At 66.1% G+C, this 25,473-nt stretch carries 22 protein-coding genes; 16 read left to right on the top strand and 6 right to left on the bottom strand.

Features of this window, described 5'->3' with window-relative positions:
• Window positions 1-211 precede the first annotated feature (211 nt).
• The 10 genes from AC1RMY_RS07555 (at window position 212) to AC1RMY_RS07510 (ending at window position 11,386) form a co-directional block, all read left to right on the top strand.
• Window positions 212-976, top strand: coding sequence for an ABC transporter permease (locus AC1RMY_RS07555; RefSeq protein ID WP_492863331.1), 765 nt, complete (start codon window positions 212-214; stop codon window positions 974-976).
• Window positions 969-1,715 (top strand): ABC transporter ATP-binding protein, encoded by a 747-nt coding sequence (locus tag AC1RMY_RS07550; RefSeq protein WP_492863330.1) that lies wholly within the window; start codon window positions 969-971, stop codon window positions 1,713-1,715. Before AC1RMY_RS07555 ends, AC1RMY_RS07550 begins: the two co-directional genes overlap by 8 nt.
• Window positions 1,716-1,734: 19 nt before the next feature.
• Window positions 1,735-2,691 carry an ABC transporter substrate-binding protein gene (locus AC1RMY_RS07545; RefSeq protein WP_492863329.1) on the top strand — a complete coding sequence of 319 codons (957 nt, stop codon included), beginning with the start codon at window positions 1,735-1,737 and terminating at the stop codon, window positions 2,689-2,691.
• A 23-nt stretch (window positions 2,692-2,714) separates the two neighbouring features.
• Window positions 2,715-3,728 carry an MsnO8 family LLM class oxidoreductase gene (locus AC1RMY_RS07540; RefSeq protein WP_492863328.1) on the top strand — a complete coding sequence of 338 codons (1,014 nt, stop codon included), beginning with the start codon at window positions 2,715-2,717 and terminating at the stop codon, window positions 3,726-3,728.
• A gap of 94 nt (window positions 3,729-3,822) precedes the next feature.
• The gene (locus AC1RMY_RS07535; protein ID WP_492863327.1) at window positions 3,823-5,196 is read left to right on the top strand and encodes an MBOAT family O-acyltransferase; all 1,374 of its coding nucleotides are present in this window, start codon (window positions 3,823-3,825) and stop codon (window positions 5,194-5,196) included.
• Window positions 5,197-5,248: 52 nt separating this feature from the next.
• Window positions 5,249-6,205 carry a hypothetical protein gene (locus AC1RMY_RS07530; RefSeq protein ID WP_492863326.1) on the top strand — a complete coding sequence of 319 codons (957 nt, stop codon included), beginning with the start codon at window positions 5,249-5,251 and terminating at the stop codon, window positions 6,203-6,205.
• Between the two features lie 176 nt (window positions 6,206-6,381).
• Window positions 6,382-6,804 (top strand): RNA polymerase-binding protein DksA, encoded by a 423-nt coding sequence (gene dksA, locus AC1RMY_RS07525; protein WP_492863325.1) that lies wholly within the window; start codon window positions 6,382-6,384, stop codon window positions 6,802-6,804.
• Window positions 6,805-7,735: 931 nt separating this feature from the next.
• Window positions 7,736-9,040 (top strand): TackOD1 domain-containing metal-binding protein, encoded by a 1,305-nt coding sequence (locus AC1RMY_RS07520; RefSeq protein ID WP_492863324.1) that lies wholly within the window; start codon window positions 7,736-7,738, stop codon window positions 9,038-9,040.
• Entirely contained in the window at window positions 9,037-10,335 is a 1,299-nt protein-coding gene (locus AC1RMY_RS07515) for a glycosyltransferase family 2 protein (RefSeq protein WP_492863323.1), read from the top strand. Before AC1RMY_RS07520 ends, AC1RMY_RS07515 begins: the two co-directional genes overlap by 4 nt.
• Before the next feature lie 4 nt (window positions 10,336-10,339).
• A complete protein-coding gene (locus AC1RMY_RS07510; RefSeq protein WP_492863322.1) occupies window positions 10,340-11,386 on the top strand; it encodes an HlyD family secretion protein in 1,047 nt (348 codons plus the stop codon).
• Between the two features lie 396 nt (window positions 11,387-11,782).
• Here AC1RMY_RS07510 and flgH read toward each other — a convergent pair whose 3' ends face one another.
• The 4 genes from flgH to flgF are packed head-to-tail and all read right to left on the bottom strand — an operon-like array spanning window position 11,783 to window position 15,266.
• Window positions 11,783-12,550 (bottom strand): flagellar basal body L-ring protein FlgH, encoded by a 768-nt coding sequence (gene flgH / locus AC1RMY_RS07505; RefSeq protein WP_492863321.1) that lies wholly within the window; start codon window positions 12,548-12,550, stop codon window positions 11,783-11,785.
• 21 nt (window positions 12,551-12,571) lie between these two features.
• Window positions 12,572-13,690, bottom strand: a complete 1,119-nt coding sequence (flgA, locus tag AC1RMY_RS07500) for a flagellar basal body P-ring formation chaperone FlgA (RefSeq protein WP_492863320.1) — start codon at window positions 13,688-13,690, stop codon at window positions 12,572-12,574.
• Between the two features lie 17 nt (window positions 13,691-13,707).
• Window positions 13,708-14,499 carry a flagellar basal-body rod protein FlgG gene (flgG, locus tag AC1RMY_RS07495; RefSeq protein WP_492863319.1) on the bottom strand — a complete coding sequence of 264 codons (792 nt, stop codon included), beginning with the start codon at window positions 14,497-14,499 and terminating at the stop codon, window positions 13,708-13,710.
• 23 nt (window positions 14,500-14,522) lie between these two features.
• The gene (gene flgF / locus AC1RMY_RS07490; RefSeq protein ID WP_492863318.1) at window positions 14,523-15,266 is read right to left on the bottom strand and encodes a flagellar basal-body rod protein FlgF; all 744 of its coding nucleotides are present in this window, start codon (window positions 15,264-15,266) and stop codon (window positions 14,523-14,525) included.
• A gap of 289 nt (window positions 15,267-15,555) precedes the next feature.
• On the opposite strand from flgF, the gene fliL reads away from it, so the two are divergent.
• From fliL to AC1RMY_RS07465, 5 genes are all read left to right on the top strand, one after another.
• Window positions 15,556-16,065, top strand: coding sequence for a flagellar basal body-associated protein FliL (fliL, locus tag AC1RMY_RS07485; RefSeq protein ID WP_492863317.1), 510 nt, complete (start codon window positions 15,556-15,558; stop codon window positions 16,063-16,065).
• Between the two features lie 100 nt (window positions 16,066-16,165).
• Window positions 16,166-17,296: a flagellar motor switch protein FliM gene (gene fliM / locus AC1RMY_RS07480; RefSeq protein WP_492863316.1), complete on the top strand. Its 1,131-nt coding sequence runs from the start codon at window positions 16,166-16,168 to the stop codon at window positions 17,294-17,296.
• Window positions 17,297-17,311: 15 nt separating this feature from the next.
• The gene (locus tag AC1RMY_RS07475; RefSeq protein ID WP_492863315.1) at window positions 17,312-17,782 is read left to right on the top strand and encodes a DUF6468 domain-containing protein; all 471 of its coding nucleotides are present in this window, start codon (window positions 17,312-17,314) and stop codon (window positions 17,780-17,782) included.
• Window positions 17,779-18,612: a MotE family protein gene (locus tag AC1RMY_RS07470; RefSeq protein WP_492863314.1), complete on the top strand. Its 834-nt coding sequence runs from the start codon at window positions 17,779-17,781 to the stop codon at window positions 18,610-18,612. Before AC1RMY_RS07475 ends, AC1RMY_RS07470 begins: the two co-directional genes overlap by 4 nt.
• Window positions 18,613-19,005: 393 nt before the next feature.
• Window positions 19,006-22,482 (top strand): hypothetical protein, encoded by a 3,477-nt coding sequence (locus tag AC1RMY_RS07465; RefSeq protein WP_492863313.1) that lies wholly within the window; start codon window positions 19,006-19,008, stop codon window positions 22,480-22,482.
• Between the two features lie 14 nt (window positions 22,483-22,496).
• Here AC1RMY_RS07465 and fliP read toward each other — a convergent pair whose 3' ends face one another.
• Window positions 22,497-23,243, bottom strand: a complete 747-nt coding sequence (fliP, locus tag AC1RMY_RS07460; RefSeq protein ID WP_492863312.1) for a flagellar type III secretion system pore protein FliP — start codon at window positions 23,241-23,243, stop codon at window positions 22,497-22,499.
• A gap of 194 nt (window positions 23,244-23,437) precedes the next feature.
• Window positions 23,438-24,808 (bottom strand): hypothetical protein, encoded by a 1,371-nt coding sequence (locus tag AC1RMY_RS07455; RefSeq protein ID WP_492863311.1) that lies wholly within the window; start codon window positions 24,806-24,808, stop codon window positions 23,438-23,440.
• A gap of 226 nt (window positions 24,809-25,034) precedes the next feature.
• On the opposite strand from AC1RMY_RS07455, the gene flgB reads away from it, so the two are divergent.
• Complete coding sequence (flgB, locus tag AC1RMY_RS07450) at window positions 25,035-25,439, top strand: flagellar basal body rod protein FlgB (protein WP_492863310.1); 405 nt, start codon at window positions 25,035-25,037, stop codon at window positions 25,437-25,439.
• Window positions 25,440-25,473: the final 34 nt, after the last annotated feature.

Here is a 25,473-nt window from a genome sequence, read left to right as displayed (position 1 = left end):
GTCCTGAACATCGCACTCCGTCGATGAATATCTGGATGGTCACGACGAGCCCGATCATGGCGAAGGCGGGCCTTCCGAACAAGACATGTAACTCATTTTTACTTAGACAATTTCAAATATAGGCCGCGACGATACAGACATACCGGCCGATCTTGCCATTCGGCTCAATGGCTCTATTGAAGAGCTATTGCTCTAAATCTGGCATGATCCATTGCCCCGCCCCATCACCATCGCCGTCTTTACCGCCGCCATCGGCCTGTGGTGGCTGGCCAGCCGTTCCGGCTGGGTCAGCGCCTTCCTGTTGCCCGGCCCCGCCACGGTCGCCGAGACGCTGGGCGACCTGCTCGCCTCCGGCGAACTCGTTCGGCACAGCCTCGTCAGCCTGCGGCGCGTAGCGCTCGGCTATGCGCTGGCGATTGCGCTGGCGGTCCCGCTGGCGCTGCTCTTCGTGCTGAGCCGGCCGCTGCGCACCACGCTCGAGCCTTTGCTCGAATTCCTGCGCCAGATCCCGCCGCTGGCCCTGATGCCGTTGCTGATGCTCTGGCTCGGCATCGGCGAGACCCAGAAGGTCGGCATCATCATCCTCTCCTGCTTCTTCCCGATCTTCCTCGGCGTCCGCGGCGGCTTTGCCACGGTGGACCGGAAGCTGATCGATGTCGGCACCGTCTGCGGCTTCTCGCGCACCGAGATCATGCTCCGGATCGTGTTGCCCTCGGCCCTGCCGGCCATCGTCGTCGGGCTGCGCATCGGTCTCGGCTATAGCTGGCGTGCGCTTGTCGGCGCCGAGTTGATCGCCTCCGCGGCCGGCCTCGGCTACATGATCGTCGATGCCGAGAACCTGGCTCGCACCGACATCGTGCTGGCCGGTATCCTCGTCATCGGCGGGCTCGGCCTCCTCGCCGACCATCTGCTGCGCTTCGCGATCCGGCGCTCGGCGCCCTGGCTCGCGGGCGACCTGGAGATGGCCCGTGCTTGAGCTTGTGGGCATCGGCCGTCGCTACAGCGTCGATGGTGCGCAAGTGACAGCGCTTGCCGACGTCAGCCTCGATTTTCCGCCGGGCTCCTTCACAACGATCGTCGGGCGCAGCGGCTGCGGCAAGACCACCCTGCTGCGCATCCTCGCCGGGTTGGAGAGCCCGAGTGAAGGCGCGATCCGGCGCGGCGACGATAGCCCGCCGCGCATCGGCGTCGTCTTCCAGGAAGCCAGGCTGATGCCCTGGCTCGATGTGCGCGGCAATGTCGCCTTCGGGCTGCGCGGCCGGCTGCCCCAGGGCACGATCGAACAGCGCTGCACCGAGGTGCTGGCGCTCGTCGGTCTCGGTGCCTTTGCCCGCGCCATGCCGGGCCAGCTCTCCGGCGGCATGGCGCAGCGCGTCGCCATCGCCCGCGCGCTCGTGCTGGAGCCGCAGATCCTGCTCCTCGACGAGCCCTTCGCCGCCCTCGACGCCTTCACGCGCCGTGCCATGCAGAGCGAACTCGTCGCGATCTGGCAGCGCCGCTGCCCCACCATCGTCTTCGTGACGCATGACGTGGAGGAGGCCGTCCTGCTCGGCGAGCGCGTGCTGGAGATGCAGGCCGGCCGCGTCGTCGGCCATGAGAGCCTCGACCTGCCTCACCCGCGCGACCCGACCTCCGCCGAAACCAACCTCCATCGCCGACGGATTCTGGCGCGGCTGATGGATGCCCCCTCACCCGCCCCGGCCGAACCGGTCTGACATCTCGCAGGAGCCCATCATGAAACTCTTCGCCGCCATCGGCGTCGTGGCCGCCCTGCTGCTCGGCCCGGCCACTGCCGCAGACAAGCCCAAGACCGTGCGCATCACCTATGTCACCGCGCCCTTCAACCTTCCCTCGATCGTGATGCGCGAGAAGGGCTTCCTGGACGAAGCCTTCGCGCCCTTCGCCATCAAGGTCGAAAGCCCGGAGATCACCTCGGGCGCGCAGCAGACCCAGGCGATCGCCGCCGGCGAGATCGACATCGCCAGCGTGCTCGGCGGCACCTCGGCGATCCTGGCCGCCGCCAATGGCGTGCCGCTCAAGGTCGTCGCCGCCTATGCCCGCTCGCCGAAGGCCTATTTCCTGATGACGCGTGCCGATGGCCCCGCCAAGCTCGCCGACCTCAAGGGCAAGAAGATCGCCGGGCCGAAGGGCACGGTGCTGAACCAGCTCCTCGTCGCCGCGCTCGCCTCGCAGAAGCTGACGCTGGCCGATGTCGAATACATCAACATGGACCTGCCGGCGGCGCGCGCCGCGCTCCTCGCAGGCCAGGTCGATGTCGCGACGCTGGCCGGCGCCAATGTCACGCTGGTCGAGAAGGCCGGCGGGCGGGCGCTCGCCAGCGGCGAGGGCCTGATCAAGCCGACGACCGTGATCGGCGCCCGCACGGCCTTCCTGAATGAGCATCCGGACCTCGTCGCCGCCTATTTCGCCGCCCATCGCAAGGCGCTCGACTTCATGGCGAAGAACCCCGAAGAGGCGCTCGCGATCGCCGCCAAGGAGCAGAAGATCTCGATCGAGGACGCGCGGGCCCAATTGCCGCTCTACGACTTCACCTCCGTCATGACCGACGCCGACGTCGCCAACCTGACCGAAGACCAGGCCTTCATGGTCGAGGCCGGCATGCTGCCCAAGGCCAGGGCGATGGACCTCAAGGCGAAGCTGATCGCGCCCTTGGCCTTCGCCCTGAAGTAGCCTCACCGGCGCCGGCCCGTCCCATGAAACTCTCGATCCTCGATCCGCTCGTCGTACCGAAGGGCTCGACCTCGGGCGGCGCGCTGCGCACAGCCATCGCCATGGCGCAACAGGTCGAGCGCCTCGGCTTCACCCGCTACTGGATCGTCGAGCACCACGACGTCGCCTTCGAGGCCAATCCGGCCCCGGAGGTATTCGCCGCAGCGCTGGCCGGCGCGACCTCGCGCATTCGCATCGGCGTCGGCGGCGTCCTGCTCAACCACTACAGCCCCTACAAGGTGGCGGAAGCGATGCGGACGCTGAATGCGCTCTTTCCCGGGCGCATCGATGTCGGGATCGGGCGCGCCACAGCCGGCCCCGTAGCTGACAGGGCCTTGCAGCGGCTGCGCGACGCCCAAATCCCCGACGATCAGGCCGAACGCGTCGAGGAGTTGATCGGCTGGCTCGGCAACGACCTGCCGGCGACCTCGCCGTTCCACGGCATCGGCATCATGCCCGACGAGCCGCCCGGCCCCCTGCCCTGGATCCTCGCCGCCAGCGACGAAAGCGCAAGACGCGCCGCCACGCTCGGCCTCGGGCTCGCCTGCAGCGCCTTCCACAAGCCGGATCAGGCGCCGCATTCCATGGCGGCCTACCGCGCGTCCTTCCGCCCCTCCGCCTTTGCCGCCGGCATCGCCGCGCCGCAGTCCTTCCTTGCCGTTCGCGTCATTCTCGGCGAGACGCTGGAGGAGGCGGAGCGCCTCGCCATGCCGGTCCGCGCCGTCTTCCGCCAGCGCCGCAAGCCCGAACGCATCATGGTCGAGCACCTGGCCACGCTCGACGAGGCGGTCGCGATCATGGGCGGCATGGTCCCGGCGGGCGAAGAGGACTGGCCGGCTTTTCTGGTCGGAACGCCTGCTGCCGTAAAGGCCAGGCTTCAGCGCATGGCCGAAATCACCGGCGCGCAGGAATTCATGATCCAGGATTTCCTCGATGATCCCGCCCTGCGCCTGCGCAATTACGAGAGGCTCGCGCACGAATTCGATCTGAAGTCGTGAGGCGTCGACGCAGGGCGGCGATCCCGCGCCTGCGCGACATGACTTTCGCTGCGTAATCGACTAAGCCGGGTTCTCGCGCAGCTCCTGCCTCCCGATGCTCTTCAACTCCTTCGCCTTCCTGCTCGCCTTCCTGCCGTTCGCACTTGGCCTGCACTGGCTGGCGGAGCGCTTTGCGCCGCGCTGGCGACTCGCGTTGCTACTGACATTGTCGCTGCTCTTCTACGCCTGGTGGGACTGGCGCTTCCTGCCGCTGCTGGCTGTCTCGATCTGGCTGAACTGGCTGATCGCGGAAGCCTTCCAGAAGACCCGGGCCAGCCTGCTGATCACGCTCGCGATCATCGGCAATCTCGCGGTTCTGGCGCTGTTCAAATACTTCAACTTCTTCACCGATCTGGCTGGAATGATTCCAGGATTGCCTGCGCCAAAGCTCGAACTCGCTCTGCCGCTCGGCATCTCCTTCTTCACCTTCCACCATGTCATGTACCTGACCGATCTCGGGCGCGGCCAGGCTCCGCGCTATGATCTGGTACGCTACGGACTGTACATCGCCTTCTTCCCGCAGGTGCTGGCCGGGCCGCTGGTGCGCTGGCGCGAAATCATGCACCAGTTCGACGAGCGGCCCTATTGGCGCGAGGATGCGGCCAAGCGCTTCGGCCAGGGCTTGCTGCTCCTCACCGCCGGCCTCGCCAAGAAGGTCCTGCTGGGGGACCCGCTCGCCGAATACGCCAATCCAGTCTTCGCCGCGGCAGCGGCCGGCAAGGCCGTCTCGATGGTGGAAGCCTGGCAAGGCACCCTCGCCTTCTCTTTCCAGATCTATTTCGACTTCTCCGGCTACACCGACATGGCGCTGGGCCTCGCCTTGCTCTTCGGCATCGTGCTGCCGCAGAATTTCGAAGTGCCCTATCGCGCGACGAGCATCCAGGATTTCTGGCGGCGCTGGCACATGACGCTGTCGCGCTTCCTGCGCGACTATCTCTACATCCCGCTCGGTGGCTCGCGCAGCGGCCTGCCGACGCAAGTCTGGGCGCTCTTCGCCACCATGACGCTGGGCGGGCTCTGGCACGGCGCCGGACTCACCTTCGTCGCCTGGGGCGCGGCCCATGGGCTCGCCCTGATCGTCGCGCTGTTCTGGCGCCGGGCCGGCTGGCCGATGCCGGCCCTGCTCGGCTGGCTCCTCACCTTCCTGTTCGTGACACTCTGCTGGGTGCTCTTCCGGGCCACGAATTTCGAGGCGGCACTGGCGATCTACAAGGGCCTGTTCGGGTTCGCGCCCATCGGCAACGGCTTCAAATGGCGCGCTTTGCTCCCGGCCGCGGCCTTTGCCATCATCGGCCCGACCGCCTGGGCGCTGGTTAACCGATTGCCGCCCTCGCGCTGGCTCGCGGTGGCCGCAGCGGCCCTGTTCGTCCTCATCCTTTTCAAGATCGGCGAAGACGCCAATTATGAGTTCATCTACTTCCAGTTCTGAGCGTGAAACGACGCAGGTCGCGCGAACTCAGGCCGCGCGTTGGGGCGGCTTCGTGCGCATCTTCGCGGTCACGGCGGCTTCGCTGCTGATCGGCACGCTCGCCCTGGCCTTCCTGATCGATCCCTACGACACTGGCCATACCCCGCTGAGCCTGCCCGAGGGCGTTCGGCCACAGGGACCACGGACCGCAGCCGCCAGCCGCGGGCGAGACCCCGCCTTCAGCGCCGCCATCTTCGGCAATTCGCATGTCCAGCTCCTCTCGCCCGAGGAACTGCGCACGCGCACCGGCATCCCCTTCGTCTCGCTGATCGCCCCGGCCTCGGGCCCGAAGGAAGGCCTCGTGCTGATCGACTGGTTCCTGCGCCACCGGCGCGAGCCAGCCCGTGCAGTGGTCGTCGGCATCGACTCGCTCTGGTGCACGAGCAATCCGGCACTGCCCAACCAAAAGCCCTTCCCCTTCTGGCTCTACAGCCGCGACCGCGCCGAATATCTCGTCGGCCTGCTGCGCTTCGACGTGCTTGAGGAGTTCCAGCGCCGGATCGCCTACCTGCTGACCGGCAAGGGCGGCCAGGCGCGGCGCGACGGCTACTGGGACTACGAGCCCGACTACATCGCGCTCGGCTATGATCGCGACCCGACGAAGCGTGCCGGGCTGGAAAGGCCGATCGCGACCAGCGGCGGCAACGTCAAGGGCCCGCACCCCGCAGCCGGCGCTCTGGAGGCGCTGATGAACACCGCGCCCGGCACCCCGCTGATCCTCCTGCGCCCGCCGGTCTACCACACCGAACTGCCCGTCCCCGGCAGCACCGACGCAGCTGCCGACAAGGCCTGCCGGGACGCTTTCGCCGCCCTCGCCGAGCGCCGCCCGCGCACCGCATTGGTCGACTGGCGCCGCGACCGGCCGGAACTGCACGACCCGAATCAGTTCTTCGACCACAGCCATTACCGCCAGCCGATCGCCCGGCTGGTCGAGGCGGACATCGCCGCAGCGCTGGCAGCTATGCGCTGAAGACCGTTTTCGCCGGCGACCGACGGGCAAAAAGACCCTTTGGGCGATAGCGTTGGACGGCTCCGCCAACCCGATTGTTCCCGGCCATGTCCCTCGCTATAAGGGCGCCAAATCGGCGGCCCTCCCACGGCAATGTCGGTGGGCGCCTGGGAACGAGCAATCGAGAGAGTGCGCCTATGTCGAAGCAGATCACCCTCGACGCGGACTACAAACCCTCGGACGACGAGCCGTTCATGAACGAGCGGCAGCGGGAATATTTCCGTGGCAAGCTGCTGGCCTGGAAGGAAGAGATCCTGAAGGAGGCGCGGGACACCCTCGTGACGCTGCAGAGCGAAAGCGAGAACCACCCCGACATCGCCGACAGGGCCTCCTCCGAAACCGACCGCGCGATCGAGCTGCGCGCCCGCGACCGCCAGCGCAAGCTGATCTCCAAGATCGAATCGGCGATCGCCCGGATCGACGACAACACCTACGGCTATTGCGAGGAGACCGGCGAGCCGATCTCGCTCAAGCGCCTCGAAGCCCGCCCGATCGCGACGCTCTCGCTGGAGGCGCAGGAGCGCCACGAGCGCAACGAGCGGGTGTTCAGGGACGACTAGTTGCCCGACCGCCCGTGACAGCATGCGAGAGGCCCCGCCCCGTCATGGAGCGGGGCCTTTTTGCATGGGCGCTCTCCCAAACCCGCTGTCGCCCGGAAGTTCGACCATGCATTCGCGCGTCGTCCCGGGCGAAGCGGAGCGTAGACCCGGGATCCATTCGGGAACGCTGGTCTCGATAGGCTCCGGAATGGATCCCGGATCGGCGCCGCTGACGCGGCTTGTCCGGGATGACGGCGCAGGGCCAATCAGGTGCGAATGATGCCCAAAGACCAGGGACGGAGACATGCGCGTTCGCCCGCCCGCGCCTCCGCGTCGGTTGGTGAGGGGCAGCGGAGCGCCGCGAGGCGCGAGGGTATTGGGCCGCAACCATTGAGCCAGGTCGCGGCGCGGGCAGATTGAGCCACTGCCCGCACGCCCCGTGGCGCTCCGCTTACCGGCGATTTGTGTCTCCGGGCCGCGCTTATTGGGTCGTTGGCGTCCTCCGTCGCGAGCCCTTTCGACGCCAGTTCCCCTCATCGGGTTGTCGCGTCTACTCCGGCATGGGCGAAGGCCTGATGCCACCAACCGCGATCCTCTTGGGTCGGTAAAATGCAACGGACTGGGTCAAGTAAATACATACTTTTTTTGCTCGGCTTCTACCCTGCATTAATCGTAGCGTTGGGGTCGAAACGAGGCTTCGAACACTAGGGGAGGTTTTCTCATTGAGTTGAGCATCGCGTCGAAATGACCAAAATGAGACATTGATTATAATATAGAACACATAATACCGCGATTAAACCAAGTAAATAATATTATTGAATTAATAATAATCTGATTGATATTCGCTATATATCTATATATACTATAGATCTTATATTTCATTTTGTCATAAGTTATTACTAATATAATTATCGTGCTAATTTATTAATATCAACCTATTCGGAGTAGATTGATGTTAGTTGGCGTAAATGGAATTACGTTGGCTCCAAAGCTAGAGCAACGATGCTTTCTCGCCTACCCAAGAATTCCAGAAGGATATATCATCCCTTCAGAATGGAGGCCGTTCGGGCCAGGCGACACAATTGATGCGGTTGTTCTGACCGCTGCAGCGCCGGATCATGCTCTCAAGCTTATCCTTGACAATATCAAAGATCCCCTCGTGCCCATTATCAGCTTACTGCCGGACGACCGGCAATGCATTGATGCTGCAGGGACAAGTGAACGGCTTGTCTGGGCACGAGCGTATGAAATAGATTCGCGCCTGAAAGAATTGCCGCCGTCCGTACGCCATTCGACTTGGTCTGAAGACATTCTCCTAGCCAGAATGTACTCGCGCAACGAAGGCCTAAATCCAGTCTACGACTCGACCTCACGAGATCTCGTTCGCTATCCTGTCGCCGGCGCGCTGGCGAATGTGTCCGAAACGGCAACCGCCCTTTTCGACAAAGGATACTTGGTCCGTGGTTTCTTTGACCGCATTCACTGCTGTCCTCAGTGCCGCTCCGGGCACCTGTCGGTGCGTGAGGAGTGTCATTCCTGCATGTCGCCGCATATTCGCGAAGAACTGGTCGTTCATCATTTCCAATGCGCTCATGAAGCGCCGGAATCGCATTTCCGTACCGGCGGCGGATTCGAATGTCCGAAATGCGCACGAACGCTCCGGCACATCGGTCTTGATTACGACAAGCCAGGATCAATCACATGTTGCCAAGACTGCGGGGCGATCAACGATAAACCGAATGTCGGCTTCAAATGCATCGATTGCGAAGCACACTCGGCCGCAGATCAGGTGCCCGCCCGAACATGGTACACCTACAATATGACGTCGGCAGGCTTGCACCGTGTCCTCCACGAAAAGGAAGCGCCGGGGACCTCGTCGAAACCCGAGACCGACAGGTTCCATATACTGCTCGAGTATGCGCAACGAGAGCAGCGTGAATTCGGCTCGCTCTATCAAGTCGCCCGCTTAACTTTTGCAAACCGGAAGATGATCGAGGCGAAGGACATACGGCTTTGGGAGCAGAGCATGCTGCTCATTCGCGATGTCTTGCACAGCGCCCTTCGCGAGGTTGACGCCATCCGGGAGGATCACGAGGGCTTTCTCATCCTGATGCCGAGAACCGATCTGGCGGGCGCAATGCGCGCTATGGCCCAGATCGCCGGCAGGACGTCGTCGGTACTGAAGATCGACCCTGGCTTCGACTATTCACTTCTCGATGGTCTCACAGTGCGAAGTGCTCATGATCGGGCCGCATGACCATGGACGATCTGGACACACCGTTCATCATTCTGGGCCAATTCGACTGGGCCGGATGGCTCGCGATGTTCTGGTTTATGATCCTGCTGGAGATCCCACGGTACACGCTCTCTGGGATTGCGATTTTCGTCTCGAGTTTCGGCAGCAAGCATGCGCTGACCGAGGCGCAGAAGCGCTCGCTGGATCGGATGACGGTCAGCATTGTGATTGCAGGCCATAACGAGGCCGATGCCATCGAAAAATGTCTCAGGTCTCTCGGTGAGCAGACCCGCCGAATCGACGAAATCATCTTCATCGACGACGGTTCGACCGACGGCATGCGGGAGATCATAAACAAATATCGCCAACTCCGCCGCATCGACATCGCTCTGTCGAACCAGGTCCGAAGCGGCAAGGCGGCATCCTGTAATCTCGGCTTTACGATCGCGAAGGGCGATATCGTCGTCAATCTGGATGCTGATTGTTCTTACGACTGCGATGCGATCGAAAGGCTCCTGGAACCCTTTGCAGATCCAAGCGTCGGAGCGACAACGGGTGCGCTCGGCGTGCGCAACTTCGACCATTCCGTCGTGACGGCCTACCAGGCGATCGAATACATCGTCTCGATCGGGATGGGAAAGCGCGCCCTCGACATGCTGGACATGGTAGTCTGCGCATCGGGCGCCTTTGGCGCCTTCCGTCGCGAGGCCATCGCCCAGGTGGGTCTTCTCGATCCAGGGCCCGGCGAAGACTTCGACCTGACGCTCCGGCTCCGGCGGAGCGGCTGGAAGATCAGGTTTGCCGCGGATTCATGGTGTTTCACCGACACGCCGGCGACCTTCGCGGCGATCATTCGTCAAAGGCGACGTTGGGATCGGGATACGATCCGCACACGCATGCGCAAATTTCGAAACGCCTTCAGCCCAGGCCGCCGTAGGTTCAATCTGCTTGAGACATTTGAGCAGATCGAATGGCTGACGCTAAACGTACTCGTAACGATCGTATTCCCTATATATATCGCATGGCTATTCCTGGTTTTCGGTAGTGGAGCGCTGTCCATTCTCGGCGCCGTCGCGATTGTTTATCTTTTACTTGATGCGCTATCCTTCCTTATGGCGCTATCGATATGCGGGCGTTACAGCTCAAAGATGGTCCTCAGTGTGGCGCCATTCTTGCTGACGTTTGGCCTATACAATGGCATCTTCATGCGATGCGTGCGTCTCTACGCCTATTACGAAGAATGGGTGCACCGCGCCTCCATGCGAGACTCGTACTCACCGTTGCGGGTTTCGCACCAGGCTCATCGGATCAGGTGAGGCAATGATTACTCAATTGAGAGAGCGCACACGCGCTGACAAATTCCTGAATGATGTCCGCGCAAACCAGAAAGCCCGCCGGAACTATGGGCGCTATTTCTACGTCACGGCACTACTGGGGGTCTTCATTTATCTCGGTAATCTCTTTGTCGGGCACCTTATTTGGCTCAAGGCGGAAGGGCTTGTCCTGTCCGAACACGTGATCATAGCCTCGCCCTACGCCGTTCAGGTCACAAAGATGGCGGTGCAGCCGGGGCAAGCGGTCAAACAAGGTGATGTCCTGGCTCTCGTCAGTTCCCCGCAGATGATGGAGGCGATGGCCACGCTCACATCCAAAGCGGCGGAGACCACCGCAAGGCAGGCGGAACTCGCCATCAAGCTGGAGGTCGCCAACGCTGTCATGAAGACCGCCGACGAGCGCCTGAAGGAGACCGAGGCGCAGCTTCGCAAGGTCAATACGTCCCGTGCCACTGCGGGCTTTGTCTCGGACGCCTTCGCAGCCAATGTTCAAAAGGATCGCTACTTTGCAATGCAGGAGAAGGTCTCGCGCGAGGCGGAGCGTCGCGGCACCATAGAGCAACTCGCGCAGCTTGATTTGTCGTTGACAGAGGCGCGCGCCGCCCTCCAGCAGCTGCGGCTCAGCTACAATAACGGGATCATCGAAGCGCCGGCGGACGGTACGGTAGGCCCAAAGACCACCGTGCAGGGCGATGTGCTGAGGCCCGGCGACAACCTGATGCAATTATACATCGGCAAGAAGTTCGCCCTGGTCTATCTGGAGACGGGCTCGCTCTATGAAGCGAAGATTGGCGATCGCGTCTCCGTTGCGGATGGCTTCAAGCAGACAGCTGGCAGGATCGCCGAGATCCAGCCGCTCACGGTACCGCTCCCAGCCGAGTTTCAACGCGCATTTCGGCCGCCGTCTCGTGGACAGGTCGCGAAGATTGAACTCGAGAACGAAGCGATTTTCCCCATGTCGTCAAAAATTGCCGTGACCGGCCTGGGCTGGTGGCCACCCAGTCTGACTGCGACGCCGGCTTCGCCGAAATGATCAAAGAGAAATGGTGGGCCTCGTCTTGCCGAACCACCGCTCGGAGAATGATCCGTCTGCTTTCGTGACTTCCACACATGGCGCGATCCGGGCAAGTCCGGAGCTGGCGTCGAAGGACTGCAATCCGCCCATAGGAGCCGCCCCCTGGTCTGCTCGCCGGAAAATCAAAAGCCCCGCGTCGGGAGAACGCGGGGCTTCGGGCCGCCAGCTTTTTGAGCTTGGGGAGCGTGGCTGGCGGCCGGGAGCAAGCATGATCCCGAAAGGTGGGGCGCCGGTTTTCGGCCGAGATCATGCTTCACCAAGATGGCGGCTCGGGAGAGACCGCCGGCCGGATCGACGCGGGGATTGCGGGGAGCGTTCCGCGCCGGCCGGATTTCGAAAAGCAATGCGCTGCTTTTAGAAGGGGAGAAGAATGTCCATCACCTGCTGGCCGTAGCGCGGTTGCTGGACATCGGTGATCTGGCCGCGGCCGCCATAGGCGATGCGGGCCTGGGCGATCTTGGCGGATTCGATGGTGTTGTCGCTCTCGATGTCCTCGGGCCGGATCACGCCGGCGACGATCAGCTCGCGCACCTCGAAGTTGACGCGGATCTCCTGCTTGCCCTCGATCACCAGATTGCCGTTCGGCAGGGTCTGGGTGACCACGGCCGCGACGTTGGTGGCGAGCTGCTCGGCGCGGCGCACCGAGCCCGACCCTTCGCTCGAGCCTTCGGAATCGAGCTTGAGCAGTTCGCTGGCGCTCGATCCGTCGGGCAGGAACTTGTCGAGCTTGTTCTCGAAACCCATGAGCCGGGCCGCACCGAAATCCTCGCCGTTCTTGCGGCTGCGCTTGGTCGTGTTGTCGAGCTGGGCCCGGTCGGTGACCTTGACCTTGACGGTGACGAGATCGCCGACCTGCCGGGCGCGCTGGTCCTTGAAGAAGGCGCGCGAGCCGGTGCGCCAGAGCGAGTTCGGCGCGAAGGAGGCATGCTCCATCTGCGGCATCGGCATCTGCACCGGCTTGTAGCCCTTCATCGCGGTCGGATCCTCGATCGGCGAGAGCGCCGGCGCCGCGCCGACATTGGCGAGCCGGTCGGCGGCGCCGCAGGCCCCCAGCGCGGCGCCGAGCGCGAGCACGCAGGAAACTCTGGCAGCCGAGAGCTTGAGAGCGGAGATCTGGGTCATGGCTTGCTTTCCGCTGTGGGATTACGGGGCGCTGGCGACGCGGCCGGCCGGCGAGGCCTGGACCGAAATCCGGCCGGGGCCGCTGACCGTGCCCTGCAGCACGCGCTTGGACTGGGGGTTGGTGACGGTGACGACGTCGCCCATGGCGCCGGCCTCGTTGACGCGGCCGCGCATGGTGATCATCAGCCCCTTGGATTCGTAGATGATGGTGACGAGGTCGCCCTTCGCGATGATCTCCTCGCGCTGGACGTCGCCGGCGCGCAGCGGCAGCCCGGCCATCAGCGCGCGGCGCGCGACCTTGTCGATGGCGGCGCGCGGATCGCTGACGAGATCGGCGGCCTGGCCGTCGCGCGGGCGACGCTCGACCACGACATCGGCCTTGGACAGCGTCTCGCCGCGGGCGATCGCCCGCTTGGGAACGATCACCTCGACCGTCTCGACGAGCTGCCCACTGACGCGGACCGGCTTCAGCCGCATCGCCATGCTGCCGGGCACCGAGACGCGGGCCTGGAGCCGGCGCGCGCGGGCGTCATAGCTCAGATCGGTGACGGTGACGTCGCCGGTCAGTTCCGGCTCGACCGCAATCGCCGGCGCGCCACCGTCGATGGCCAGCGCGAAGGCCCGCGCATCCACGCCGTAGCGCTCCTGCAGCCCGGTCTTCACGGCAGCCTCGATGTCGGAGGCGGTGACGCGCCGCGCCGCGCGGGTGACCACGACCTGCGCCGAGCCGTGGCTCTCGAGCTCGGTCGCGGTGCGGATGATGCCCGCCGCCTGGGCAGCCTCCACGATGCGGGCGACCTGGATCGTGCCGGTCTCGCCGAGCGCCGGCGCCCGGAAGGCCGGAGTCGCGGCGGCCTCCGCGCCGAGACCCGCGATCAGATCGCCGAAGCTGACGAGGTCGCGCGCCAGCGTCAGTTCGTTGCGAAGCTGCAGCCGGCGCGGAAGCTGCGCCGCCGCGGGCTGGGGCGCCGTGACTTTGGGCGCTGCGACTTGGGGCGCTGCGACTTGGGGCGCTGGGACCTGGCCGGCCGACAGGGCCGCGACGGACATGCCGGGCTGGGCGGCCGGCCGCGGCTGGGCGCAGAGCGCCGAGGGCACCAGCAGGAGCAGGACGGCGAGCGAGAGCGAGGAACGGGTCATGATGCGCTGCCTTCGGCCTAGCCGCGGAACATCGAGGTCGTCGCCGACATCATCTGGTCGGCGGCGGTGATGACCTTGGAATTCATTTCATAGGCGCGCTGCGCCGCGATCAGCGAGGAAAGCTCCGTCACCGCCTGAACGTTGCCTTCTTCGAGATAGTTCTGCTGCAGCGTGCCGAAGCCCTCCCCGCCGCCGAACCCGTCGATCGGCTGGCCAGACGCCGCCGTCTCGATGAACAGGTTGTCGCCGATCGATTCGAGGCCGACCTTGTTGACGAAGCGGACGAGCTGGATCTGGCCGAGCTGCTGCGGCGCCGTCTGGCCCGGCAGCATGACTTCGACCGTGCCCTGCGAGTTGATGCTGACGCTGGTCGCATTGTTCGGGATCGTGATGCCGGGTTCGACCTGGTAGCCGTCGCGGGTGACGAGCTGCCCTTGCGAGTCGAGATCGAACGAGCCGTCGCGAGAATAGGTGGTGCGGCCGTCGGGCATGCGGACCCGGAAGAAGCCCTCGCCGCGGATCGCGAGGTCGTACTGCTTTTCGGTCGGGGTCAGGTTGCCCTGCGTCATGACCCGGCCGGTCGAGACCGTCTTGACGCCGGAGCCGACGAAGGTGCCCGCCGGAACCTGCGTGTTCTGGTCGGAGGTGGCGGAGCCCGCGCGCCGGAAGTTCTCGTAGAGAAGATCCTGGAAATGCACGCGCTGGCGCTTGTAGCCAGTGGTGCGCACGTTCGCGATGTTGTTGGAGATGACCTGGACGTTGAGTTCCTGGGCCATCATGCCGGTGGCGGCGGTCTGAAGGGCGCGCATGGGCTTTGCTCCTCTTGGCCGGGTCAGGCTTGCTGGTCGGCGAGGCGGGAGATCGCCTTGCTGCGCAGCTCGTCGGTCTTCGACATCATGTTGGCCGTGCTCTGATAGGAGCGCTGCACCTCCATCAGGCGGGTCATCTCGATCACCGCCTTGACGTTCGAGCCCTCGATCGCCCCCGGCTCCATCCGGGCCTCCGCTCCCGCCGGAAGCGGCGCGGTTGGCGAGGCGAACAGGTTGGTACCCTCGCTGGTCAGCGCGCGCGGATTGGCGAAGCGCACCAGGCGGATCTTGCCGCGCTGGCCCTGATCGGTGGAGACGGTGCCGTCGGCCGCGATCCGCGGATTGCTTTCGGCCGAGCCGAAGGTGATCGGCCCGCCATCGCCCAGGACCGGCTGGCCCGCCTGGGTCACGAGCTGGCCGGCGGCATTGATGTCGAGCGAACCCGAGCGGGTGTAGCGTTCGCCATTGGGCGTCTGCACGACGAGGTAGTTGTCGCCGCGCAGCGCCACGTCGAGCGGATTGCCCGTGCGTTCGATCGCCCCCTGCGACAGGTCGATCGGCGTGCCCTTGTCGATGACATAGGAAAGCGGCCGGTCGCTCGGCTTGAAGCTGTCGGCGCTGGCGCTCGGCATGATGAATTCGTTGAAGCGCGCCGAGCGCGCCTTGAAGCCGTTGGTCCCGACATTCGCCATGTTGTTGGCGATGACATCCAGCTCACGCGCCAGGGCCATCTGGCGCGACAGGCCGACGAGAAGCGCATTCTCCACGGCAGGTCTCCCGATTCTGTTCCGCGGCCGCTTCGACGCTCCCCAGCGCAGCAGCCACGTAAACCATTCCGCAAGCGCCATGCCAGCATGGTTAATTCAGCTAAAATATTGATATAGATAAATAATTTAGATCATTGGCACTGCGGCCAACCCTGCATTTCCGGGTCGGCCGGCAAGATCGACCCGGCAGAAATTGCCCTCCTTAACGACGCGTTAACCGTGAATGTTCAGGGTGTTCCAACGGTCGGCGCAGGCGCGCTGGCCGTCCGGAATTCGAGGCGTGCAGGCGATGGCGAAGAAGCCGAAGACCGAAGAGGAAGGCGCCTCCGGCGAGGAAGCGCCGCAGGGCGGCAAGAAGAAGCTGATCATGATCGTCGGCGGCGTCGTCATGCTCGCGGCGCTCGGTGGCGGAGGCTGGTTCTTCTTCCTGAAGAAGCCCTCGCCCGAGCAGATCGCGGCAGCCGAGGCGGCCAAGAATGCCAAGAAGCCCGTCGCCTTCATCGAGATGAAGGACATGATGATCGGCATCACCGGCGGCCCCCAGCAGGACCGCCAGCCGATCATCAAGATCAAGGTCGTGCTCGAAACCGCCGATGCGAAGGTCTCCGACGAGATCAAGCCGCTGCTGCCGCGCGTCGAGGACGCCTTCCAGGTCTTCATGCGCGAGCTGCGCCCCTCCGACCTCGAAGGCTCGGCCGGCATGTACCGCCTGAAGGAGGAGCTGCTGCGCCGCGTCAACGTCACGGTCTTCCCCGCCAAGATCGACGCCGTGCTGTTCAAGGAACTGCTGGTTCAGTGAGCCGGCCGGATTTGCCCGGCGCATCGACCCGAAAAGTGGAAGCCGGTTTTCGGATCAAACCGATGTGGAAACAAAGAGTGACGGAAGCGACGACAGGCCGATGAGCACGAGCGATCGCGACAATGCCGGCGCACCTCCCAAGGACGCGCCCCTGAGCCCTGAGAGCATGGCGGCCGAATGGGCCACCATGCCCGACATCGTCGAGGAGGAAGGCGAACCGGAAGGCGGTACGGACCGCCTGATGGGGCAGGAAGAAATCGACACGATGCTCGGTTTCTCCCTCGGGGACGACAAGGACGGCCGCAACGGCATCCAGGCGATCGTCGATTCGGGTTCGGTTTCCTATGAACGCCTGCCGATGCTCGAGATCATCTTCGAGCGTCTCGTTCGCCTGCTCTCGACCAGCCTGCGCAACTTCTTCACCGACAACGTCGAGGTCACGCTGGAGAGCATCCGCTCCGTGCGCTTCGGCGACTACATGAACTCGATCTCGCAGCCGGCTCTGCTCTCGGTCTTCAGGGCCGAGGAATGGGACAATTTCGGCCTGGTCACGATCGAGTCCTCGCTGATCTATTCGGTGCTCGACACGATGTTCGGCGGCAAGCGCGGCCAGCCGGCGCCGCGCATCGACGGGCGCCCCTTCACCTCGATCGAGATCCGCGTCATCCGCCGCGTGATCTCGCTCGTGCTGGGCGACGCCGAGGCCGCCTTCAAGCCGCTCTCGCCCGTCAACTTCACGATCGACCGCATCGAGTCCAATCCGCGCTTCGTGTCGATCTCGCGCCCGGCCAACGCAGCCATCCGCGTCGAGCTGAAGTTCGACATGGAAGGGCGTGGCGGCTCTCTCCACCTCCTCCTGCCCTACGCGACCATCGAGCCGATCCGTGATCTGCTGCTCGAAAGCTTCATGGGTGAGAAGCTCGGCCGTGATCCGATCTGGGAGAACCATCTCGCGACCGAGGTCTGGCAGACGGAAGTGCCCGTCACCTGCGTCCTGCACGAGACGCAGATGCCGCTGAAGCGGATGATGAAGCTCGAGATCGGCGACACTCTGATGTTCGATGCACGTCCCGACGCCACCGTTTCGCTGCGCTGCGGCGACTTCATCGTCAGCGACGGGCGCATCGGCCGGGTCGACGACAAGATCGCCGTCCAGATCGTCAGCCCGCTGCGGCGCTCCAAGACGACGATGGCCGCCTTCGACAGCAACCAGCTCGGCCGACCCTCCTGACGAAAAGGCCCCCGCATGACGATCACTCTCATCGCCGATGTGCTGGTTGCCAGCCTGCTCGTCGCCACCATCATCACCTGCTTCGTCCTGACCAAGCGCATCGAGCGCCTGAAGGCGGATGAAGCCGGCATGCGCCAGACAGTCGGCGCGCTGATCGCCGCGACCGACACCGCCGAACGCGCCATCGCCGGCCTGAAGCTGACGCTCGGCGATTGCGACCGCACCCTCGCCGAACGCCTGCAGACCGCCGAACGCTACGCCGCCGATCTCGCCGCCCAGATCGAGGCCGGGCAGGTCGTGATGGATCGTATCGGCCAGATCGTCAGCGCCGCGACGATGATCGCGCCGAAAGCCGCTGGCGGCCAGGAGGCGATGCAGCCCGCCCCCGCCGAGGCGACGCCAATCTCGCGCCTGGCGAGCGCCGCCCAGTCCGCCGCCGCGATCCGCAGCCGCGCCGCCCGCCGTCTCGAGGGTCAGGCCGCGTGATCGAAAGGCCCCGCCTGCTTCCGGCCGTCATCCTCGGCGCCATGGGTCTCCTGGCGCTGAAGATGCTCGCCTGGACGGCGGAACCCTATCCCGGAAAGGTGCCGTCGAGCCCGCCGGCCTTCGCCTCCGCGCCGAAGCCGGCGAAGGAGGTCTGGGGCCTGGCCAAGGTGATCGCGCACGCGCATTCGCCCGACATCCAGTTCCGCGATCCCGAAACCACCGGCTCGGTGCCGGCTCCCGATCCGAAGAAGGCGGCGGAGAAGGCCGAGGCAGAAGCGAACGAAGAAGCCGCGCGAGCCGCCAATCCGCTGAACAAGGCCGGGGTCATGAACGGCACGACCCCGCCGGTCTCGCAGGCCGAGCGCGCCCTGCTCGAACGCCTCGGCGAGCGCCGCGAGGCGATCGACGCGCGCATGCGCGAGCTCGAAATGCGCGAACGCCTGCTCGACACGGCCGAGAAGAAGCTCGACAGTCGCGTCGGCGACCTGAAGGACCTCGAAACCAAGGCGGGCAGCCCCGCCGGCAAGCAGGCGGGCGAGGAGGCCAAGGCGATCAAGAACCTCGTGATCATGTACGAGGCGATGAAGCCGAAGGACGCCGCCCGCGTCTTCGACCGCCTCGGCCTCGACATCCTCGTGCCGGTCGTCCAGCAGATGAATCCGCGCAAGATGTCGGAGGTCCTAGCGGCGATGGCGCCCGACCGGGCCGAGAAGCTGACCGTGGCGCTGGCGACCATGGCGCGCGGCCCGGGCGCCGAGCGTGTCGCGGTCGATCCCTCCTCCCTGCCCGGCACCGAGCTGCCTGCGATCGCACCTGCGCCGCGGCGCTGACGGTTCGTTTGGAAACATCGGCCCGCATCCTGCGAGGTCGACCGATAGTGCGCTCAGCGATTTCGGTTGATTGGAATTTCGCGCCGAAACGCATCCTCGTCCCGGACGCAGCGAGGCGGAGATCCGGGATCCATGCCGGAGCGTTTGCCGGTGAGGCTCCGGAATGAATCTCGGGTCTTCCTGCGGTCGCCCGGGACGACTGCACGTTTTCTTTGATGGTCGAGCCTTTGGACATTCCGACGTCGTGATCGGCCGGACTCTCGAGAAGAAGCCCCACGGGGATTTCCAAGCATGCCCTTAACCCCCCATTATCCTTGACGCGCTAGCCTCGCGACGATCGTGGCAGGTTTGTCTGCCTGCCCCGATCGTGTCGTGTTGCGTGAGTATCCGGCTTTGCGTCTCCCGCGTTCCCTCGCTTTCGGCATCGGGCTGTTCGCCCTGGCAATAGCCGCCGGACTCGGCGCGCCGGCGCTCGCCGCCAGCGCGACCTTGCGCGGCGACGTCATGCAGCCGGGCTTCGGGCGCCTCTCCCTGACCTTCGACGAACCCATCACGACGCGCATCCGCGTATCGAACGGCGTTCTCGTCGTCGCCTTCGACGGCAGCGTGAAGATCGACATCGCCAAGATCGCCCGCGAATTGCCGGCTTATGTCTCGGTCGCGCGCGTCGATCCCGATGGGCGCGGCATGCGGCTGGCCCTCACCCGGCCCTATCGCACCAACCTGATCGAGGCCGGCGAGAAGGCTTTCATCGACATCCTGCCGGAAAACTGGACGGGTCTCCTGCCCGGCCCGCCGCCCGAGGTCATCGCCGAGATGTCAGAGAGGCTGCGCGTCGCCGAGGCGCGCGCCCGCGAGGCCGCTCGCCTGGCGCAGGAACAGCGCAGGACGCTGGGCCTGCGCAGCACCAGCCTGCCGACGCTGGAGCGGCTGGTCTTCGAGGCGGCTCCGGACACGACGTTGAATCCGGAGCTCGCAGACGGCGCGCTGAAGCTCTCCTTCAACCAGCCGATGAACGTCGACCCGGCCGCGATCCGCTCTGCGCTGCCTGCCGGCGTGACGCTGGTTTCACACGACGCCGGCAAGGCCGCTACGACCCTCGCGCTCTCGCTGCCCAAGGACTGGCAGTTCCGCAGTTTCCGCGACGAGGACGGGCTCGTCGTCGACCTGCTGAAGCCCGCCAAGCTGTCCGCCGCCGCGCTGGTCGATCCGGTCGGCGCGCTGACCGCCGCCGCCGCGACGCAGGCCCCCGCCCCGCCGCCAGCCGGCCCGGCCACGCCCCCTGCCCCGGCTCCGACCCCGGCCGGCGAGAATAGGCCGGCCCCACCTGCCGCCGCCGCACCGGCCCAGGCGCCGAAGCCTCCGCCGGCGGTCGATCCAGCGCCGCAGGCGGTGAAGGTCGTGGCCGTCGGCACGCGTCTCGACTTCCGCTTCCCGCGGATGACGGGCGCCGCCGGCTTCGTCGAGGCCGGTGCCGCGACGCTGGTCTTCGACACCCGCGACACGATCGACCCGGCCGAGCTCAAGGGCCTGCTGCCGCAACTGATCGAGGATGCCAGCGTCACTCGCGAGGGCAAGGTCGCGCTGGTCCGTCTGCGCCTCGCAGGCCAGCCCCTGGCGCGGCTGTTCGACGACGGCACGACCTGGTCGCTGAGCTTCGGGGAGCAGGGCGGCAAGCCGGCAGAGCCCTTGATCCCGGCTCGCTCCATGGACGAGCAGGGGCAGACCATCGTCGCCGTGCCCCTGCGCGGCATGACCGGCGTTCACTGGCTGGAGGCAGGCCCCGGCGGCTTGCCCGTCGCGGTCGCCACGGCGACCGGGCCGACCCGGGTGACGCCCAAGCCCTACCAGTTCGTCGAATTCGGCCTGCTTCAGACCACGCATGGGCTGGCGGTGAGCCCGCGCTCCGACGATGTCGTCGTCCGCGCCGGCACCGAGCAGGTTCGCATCGGCCGCACGGGCGGCTTGACGGTGACGCTGGACGTCCCCGCCCCTGAGAAAGACGCCGACTCAGAAGCGGCAAAGCCACAGGCCGCCCTGCTCGACGCCGAGCAGTGGAGCAAGCTGGTCGTTCCCGCCGTGCGCGAACAGGAGCGCATGCTCCAGCGCGAGATCATCGGGGCCTCGCGCGCCCGCAAATCGGAGACCCGCCTCGCACTGGCGCGCTTCTACGCCGCCAACGGCTTGCTGGCCGAGGCCAAGGGCCCGCTGCAAACCCTGATGGCGGAAGATCCGGCCATGCGCGCCAACCGCGAGGCGCTGTTCCTGAAAGGCCTGATCGCGACAGGGATGCACCGGCATCAGGAGGCCGCCACGGCCTTCGACGCCGCGCCGATCAAGGACGATCCCGAGACGGGCCTATGGCGCGCGCTGGTCGATCAACGGCGCGGCCGCGACGCCCAGGCCCTGCTCGGCTTCCGGCGCGCCGAAGCCGTGCTCGATCGCTACCCGCCCGAACTGCAGGCGGACTTGCGCCTCGCCAAGGCGCGTGCGGCTCTGACAATGCGCGACATGACGATCGCCGAGCGCGAGATCGACGCTCTCGACGCCTTGCCGGCCGGAACGGTCGACCGCGAACACCTCGCCCTGCTGCGCGCCATGCTCGACGACGTCACGGGCCGGCCGGACAACGCGCTCGCCGGGTATCGGCCTCTCTTCGAGGCGCGTAGCCGGCCGGTGGCGGCGGAGGCGCAATTGCGGGCCGTCAGGCTGGTCCAGGCCGAGAAGCGCCCCGACATTTCGGCAGACGAGGCCCTGGCGCGGCTCGAGACGGTCTCGATCATCTGGCGCGGCGGCGATCTCGAGATCGAGGCTCTCGGCGAGCTCGGACGCATCTATGCCGACCAGCAGCGCTGGCGCGACGCCTTCCAGATCGCGCGACGCGCCACCGAGACGCATCCCGAGCATGCCGTCACGCGGCGCCTGCAGGATGAGACCGCGCAGCGCTTCGCCGATCTGTTTGGCGGCGGCGGACTCGACCAGTTGCCGCGCATCGAAGCCCTAGCGCTGTTCTACGACTTCAGGGAGTTCCTGCCGATCGGCCGGCGCGGCGACGAGATCACCCGCCTCTTGGCCGACCGTCTCGTCGGTCTCGATCTGCTCGACCAGGCCAGCGACATCCTGCGCTATCAGATCGAACGGCGCCTGACCGGCGCGGCCCGCTCGACCGTCGCGGCGCGGCTCGCCATGGTCGATCTGATGAACGGCAAGCCGGCCGAGGCCCTGCGCGCCCTGAATACGACCCGGTTGGTCGAACTCCCTTCCGACGTCAGGCGCGCCCGCCTCCTGCTCGAGGTCAAGGCGCTGTCGGACCTGTCGCGCACCGACCAGGCGCTCGAACTGCTCGAAGGCGAGCGCGGCCGCGAGGTCGATCGCCTGCGCGCCGACATCTTCTGGACCGGGCGGCGCTGGCGCGACGCCGGCGAGGCGCATGAGCGCATCCTTGGCGAGGCCTGGCGCGGCTCGGAACCGCTCGCCGACGGTGCGCGCGCCGACGTCATGCGGGCCGCGATCTCCTATGTCATGGCCAATGAGGGCCTGTCGCTGGACCGGCTGCGCAGCAAGTTCGCGACCAAGATGGCGCAGAGCAGTGACGCGCGCACCTTTGCCTTCGTCACCGGCGCAAACCGCTCCCGCGCCGCCGACATTCGCGAGATGGCCCGCGCCGCCGCCGCGGCCGGCGCCGACACCCTGTCCGACTTCATGCAGGCCTATCGCGAGCGCTACCCGGCTTATTCGGCGGCAGCCCGCCAGAAGAAACCGGACGCGCCCGCTGCCCCCTCGCCCGAGGCCTCGCCGCAGACGCCTGCTCCGACACCAGCCGCAGCCGGCGCCGCACCGGCAGCCCCCGCCGCGCCTGGCAGAAGCTGATACGGGGGGCGTCCTCAGACGCCGTAGCTCTTGACCAGCGATCCGGCGACCAGCCCCCAGCCGTCGACCAGCACGAAGAAGATCAGCTTGAACGGCAGCGCCACCGTCACCGGCGGCAGCATCATCATGCCCACCGACATCAGAATCGACGCGACAACGAGGTCGATGATCAGGAAGGGCACGAACAGCAGGAAGCCGATCTCGAAGGCCCGGCGCAGCTCCGAGATCATGAAGGCCGGCACCAGCACGTGGATCTGCACCTCCTGCGGCGTCGCCGGCGGCGGCTCTCGCGACATCTCCATGAACAGCGCGAGATCCTTCTCGCGGACATGCCGCAGCATGAAGGTCTTGAAGGGCACGACGCCGCGATTATAGGCCTCGGCCGGCTGGATCTGCCCCGCGACCAGCGGCGCGATCGCGTTCGCATAGGCCTCGCGCAGGGTCGGCGCCATCACGAAGCCCGTCAGGAAAATCGACAGCCCGATGATCACCGCATTCGGCGGAGCGGTCTGCGTGCCCAGCGCCGAGCGCAGCAGCGACAGCACCACCGCGATGCGGGTGAACGACGTCACCATGATCAGGATCGACGGCGCCAGCGAAAGCACCGTGATAACGGCGATCAACTGCAGGGCGCGCTCGGCCACGCCGCCGCCCTGCCCGAGATCGAGCGACAGCGTCTGCGCCAGCGCCGGCCCGGCCGGCACGCTCAGCAGCGCAGCCCAAAGCGCCAGGCACGCCGGAAGGGCCCAGACGCTCCGCACGCGGCGACGCCATCTCGCAGGAGTGCTGGTCTTGGTCACGCGCAAAGCCGTCATAGCGCCCGACTCAGACGATCGAGCCGTGCGAGGCTAAGGCCGGCCTTCGCCGAGCGGCAACCGGCTTGGCAGCGTCAGCCGGCCGCGCAGGCAGGAATCCTGTTGACGGTCCTGTCGATCGATCCAGTTGTTCCGGCCGATCAGGAGCGAGACTTGGGATCGCGGCCGAGCAGGCGCGCGAACTCCGCCTCGATGGCGTCGACGGAGAACGGGTCGATCGCCTTCGGCTCGGGCTCGGGCTCCGGCTCAGGTGCTGGAGCGGATTTGCGCTCCTCCGGCGCAGGTGCAGGCTCTTCCGGGGCCTCGCTCGCCTCCGCCTCGTCCGCCTGCTGTTCGGTGGGAATCGCCTCGGACTCGTCCTCGCCCATCTGCGGTTCCGTCGCGGGTTCGGGAACAACCTCGATTTCGGGCTCCGGCTCGGGCGGCGGCTCCACGGCGACGGGCTCGCGAACCACCACGGGCTCGTGCTTGGGCGGCGGCGCGGGCTCGAACGGCTTCGGCGCCGTCGACGGTGGAAAGACGGGCGCAGCAAAGATCGGCGGCTTCGGGGTGATCCGCTCGGGCTTGAGGCCGAGCGCCATCTCGAGCTCCGCCTCGACATCCAAAGGAACGACCCGCGTGCCGGTCACGACGGGAGCAGGCGGCACGGTCACGGGCGGGGCCGGCTGCGGCTGTGGTTCGGCTGGCGGCGGAGCAGGCTCGGGCGGGGAAACCGCGAGGCCGGGATCGGCAGCGATATTGGCGGGCGCGCCCGCCGGCCGCACCGCCGAGAACGGGCGCTTCAGCGCCTCGTCGAGTTGCCGTGCCATATCGTCGAGTTCGCCCGCGCTGACAGCAGGCGCCGGGGCGTGGTCGCGCGTGAAGTTCGGAGGCGGCACTGCAGGAGTCGGCGCGGGCGGTGCCGTAGCCGGTGTCGATTGCGCCCGCGACAGCGCGGCGCCGCCGATGGCTGCGATGCCGCCCGCGGCCGTCGCGGCGGCGACAGCGGCTTCCGCCTGCGTCAGGGTCTGGGTCGGACGGACGGGCGACCGGACCGGTGGCAGCGGCGGTTCGCCCCCCGACGGAGCCAGCGCGACAGGGGCCGGCGGGGGCGCGCGGCGCGGATCTTCCGTCGGTTCAGGGCGCAGCGGCTCCTGCGGCACCAGCGTGTCGAACGGCAATGGGCGTTCGGGCAAGCCGATCTCGGCCTGTGCCGGCACGGCGGCACGCGCGCCGCTACGCACGATATTGGTCTCGACGACGACGTCGGATGCTCCGCCGATCATGATCAGATGCTCGACATTGTCGCGCCGGATCAGCACGAGCTGTCGCTGTCGGTCGAGATCGTGGATGTCGACGACGCCGAGCCTTGGCTGCCTGGTGCGGCCGCCGCCCTGCCCCTTGATGCGCAGCCGGCCGTCCTTGATCTGCCGCGCGAACAGGCCGAGCAGCACGAGCAGCACGAGGATGACGCCAAAAGCGATAACCCACTTCTGAGCGGTGGGGAGATCGAAGCCAAACAAGCTCTGCAAGGTCTGCCTCATATGCGACGGCGGGCCGGACGCCGGCAGCCGATAAGTCCACCTGACGTTGAACACGCAGGCTATAGCATAGCGCCCGCGCTTTCAGGAAACATGGTGAACGTGTGGTTAACCGGATTCTCGAAACTGACCCGTCTTAACCGCTCGTTAACCATGCGCCCGGCAATATTTACCCAGTGGGCTGCGGCGTCGCGCCGGAACCGGGAGGGTGACAGTCATGGCGAACACTGCCCTGGGTACAGGCGGGAACCTGATGCTGGCGCTGAAGACGCGCATGCAATGGCACCAGACGCGCCAGAAGGTGCTGGCCGAGAACGTCGCTAACGCCGATAGCCCCGGCTTCCGCCCGATGGATGTCAAGCAGCCCCCCATCGGCGCCGTCGGCCAGGCGAGCGTCGGGCTGGTCCAGACCAGCGCCGGGCATATGGATCTCAGCGGAGGGCGGGGCGCGTTCGACAGCGCCCGCGCCCAGCGATTCGAGACCACGCCCAACGGCAACGCGGTCAACCTCGAAGACGAGATGACGAAGGTCGCCCAGAACCAGTCGGACTATCAGCTCGCAGCCTCGCTCTACAGCAAGGGGCTCGGCCTGATGAAGATCGCGATTGGCAAAGGTCGCTGACGGGCTGGGCCGCTAGCAGGTTTGGGGCGCTGAC

The organism is Allobosea sp. GW822-FHT03F07 (genome assembly GCF_058801345.1).
Note: the sequence above shows the minus strand (reverse complement) of the source record. Positions and strands in the feature narration are given on the sequence as shown.

Coding starts and splice junctions, on each gene's coding strand:
- AC1RMY_RS07545 (WP_492863329.1), top strand. CDS start 1,735: ATGAAACTCTTCGCCGCCATCGGCGTCGTGGCCGCCCTGCTGCTCGGC.
- AC1RMY_RS07540 (WP_492863328.1), top strand. CDS start 2,715: ATGAAACTCTCGATCCTCGATCCGCTCGTCGTACCGAAGGGCTCGACC.
- AC1RMY_RS07535 (WP_492863327.1), top strand. CDS start 3,823: ATGCTCTTCAACTCCTTCGCCTTCCTGCTCGCCTTCCTGCCGTTCGCA.
- dksA (WP_492863325.1), top strand. CDS start 6,382: ATGTCGAAGCAGATCACCCTCGACGCGGACTACAAACCCTCGGACGAC.
- AC1RMY_RS07520 (WP_492863324.1), top strand. CDS start 7,736: ATGTTAGTTGGCGTAAATGGAATTACGTTGGCTCCAAAGCTAGAGCAA.
- AC1RMY_RS07515 (WP_492863323.1), top strand. CDS start 9,037: ATGACCATGGACGATCTGGACACACCGTTCATCATTCTGGGCCAATTC.
- AC1RMY_RS07510 (WP_492863322.1), top strand. CDS start 10,340: ATGATTACTCAATTGAGAGAGCGCACACGCGCTGACAAATTCCTGAAT.
- flgH (WP_492863321.1), bottom strand. CDS start 12,550: ATGACCCAGATCTCCGCTCTCAAGCTCTCGGCTGCCAGAGTTTCCTGC.
- flgA (WP_492863320.1), bottom strand. CDS start 13,690: ATGACCCGTTCCTCGCTCTCGCTCGCCGTCCTGCTCCTGCTGGTGCCC.
- flgG (WP_492863319.1), bottom strand. CDS start 14,499: ATGCGCGCCCTTCAGACCGCCGCCACCGGCATGATGGCCCAGGAACTC.
- fliL (WP_492863317.1), top strand. CDS start 15,556: ATGGCGAAGAAGCCGAAGACCGAAGAGGAAGGCGCCTCCGGCGAGGAA.
- fliM (WP_492863316.1), top strand. CDS start 16,166: ATGAGCACGAGCGATCGCGACAATGCCGGCGCACCTCCCAAGGACGCG.
- AC1RMY_RS07475 (WP_492863315.1), top strand. CDS start 17,312: ATGACGATCACTCTCATCGCCGATGTGCTGGTTGCCAGCCTGCTCGTC.
- flgB (WP_492863310.1), top strand. CDS start 25,035: ATGGCGAACACTGCCCTGGGTACAGGCGGGAACCTGATGCTGGCGCTG.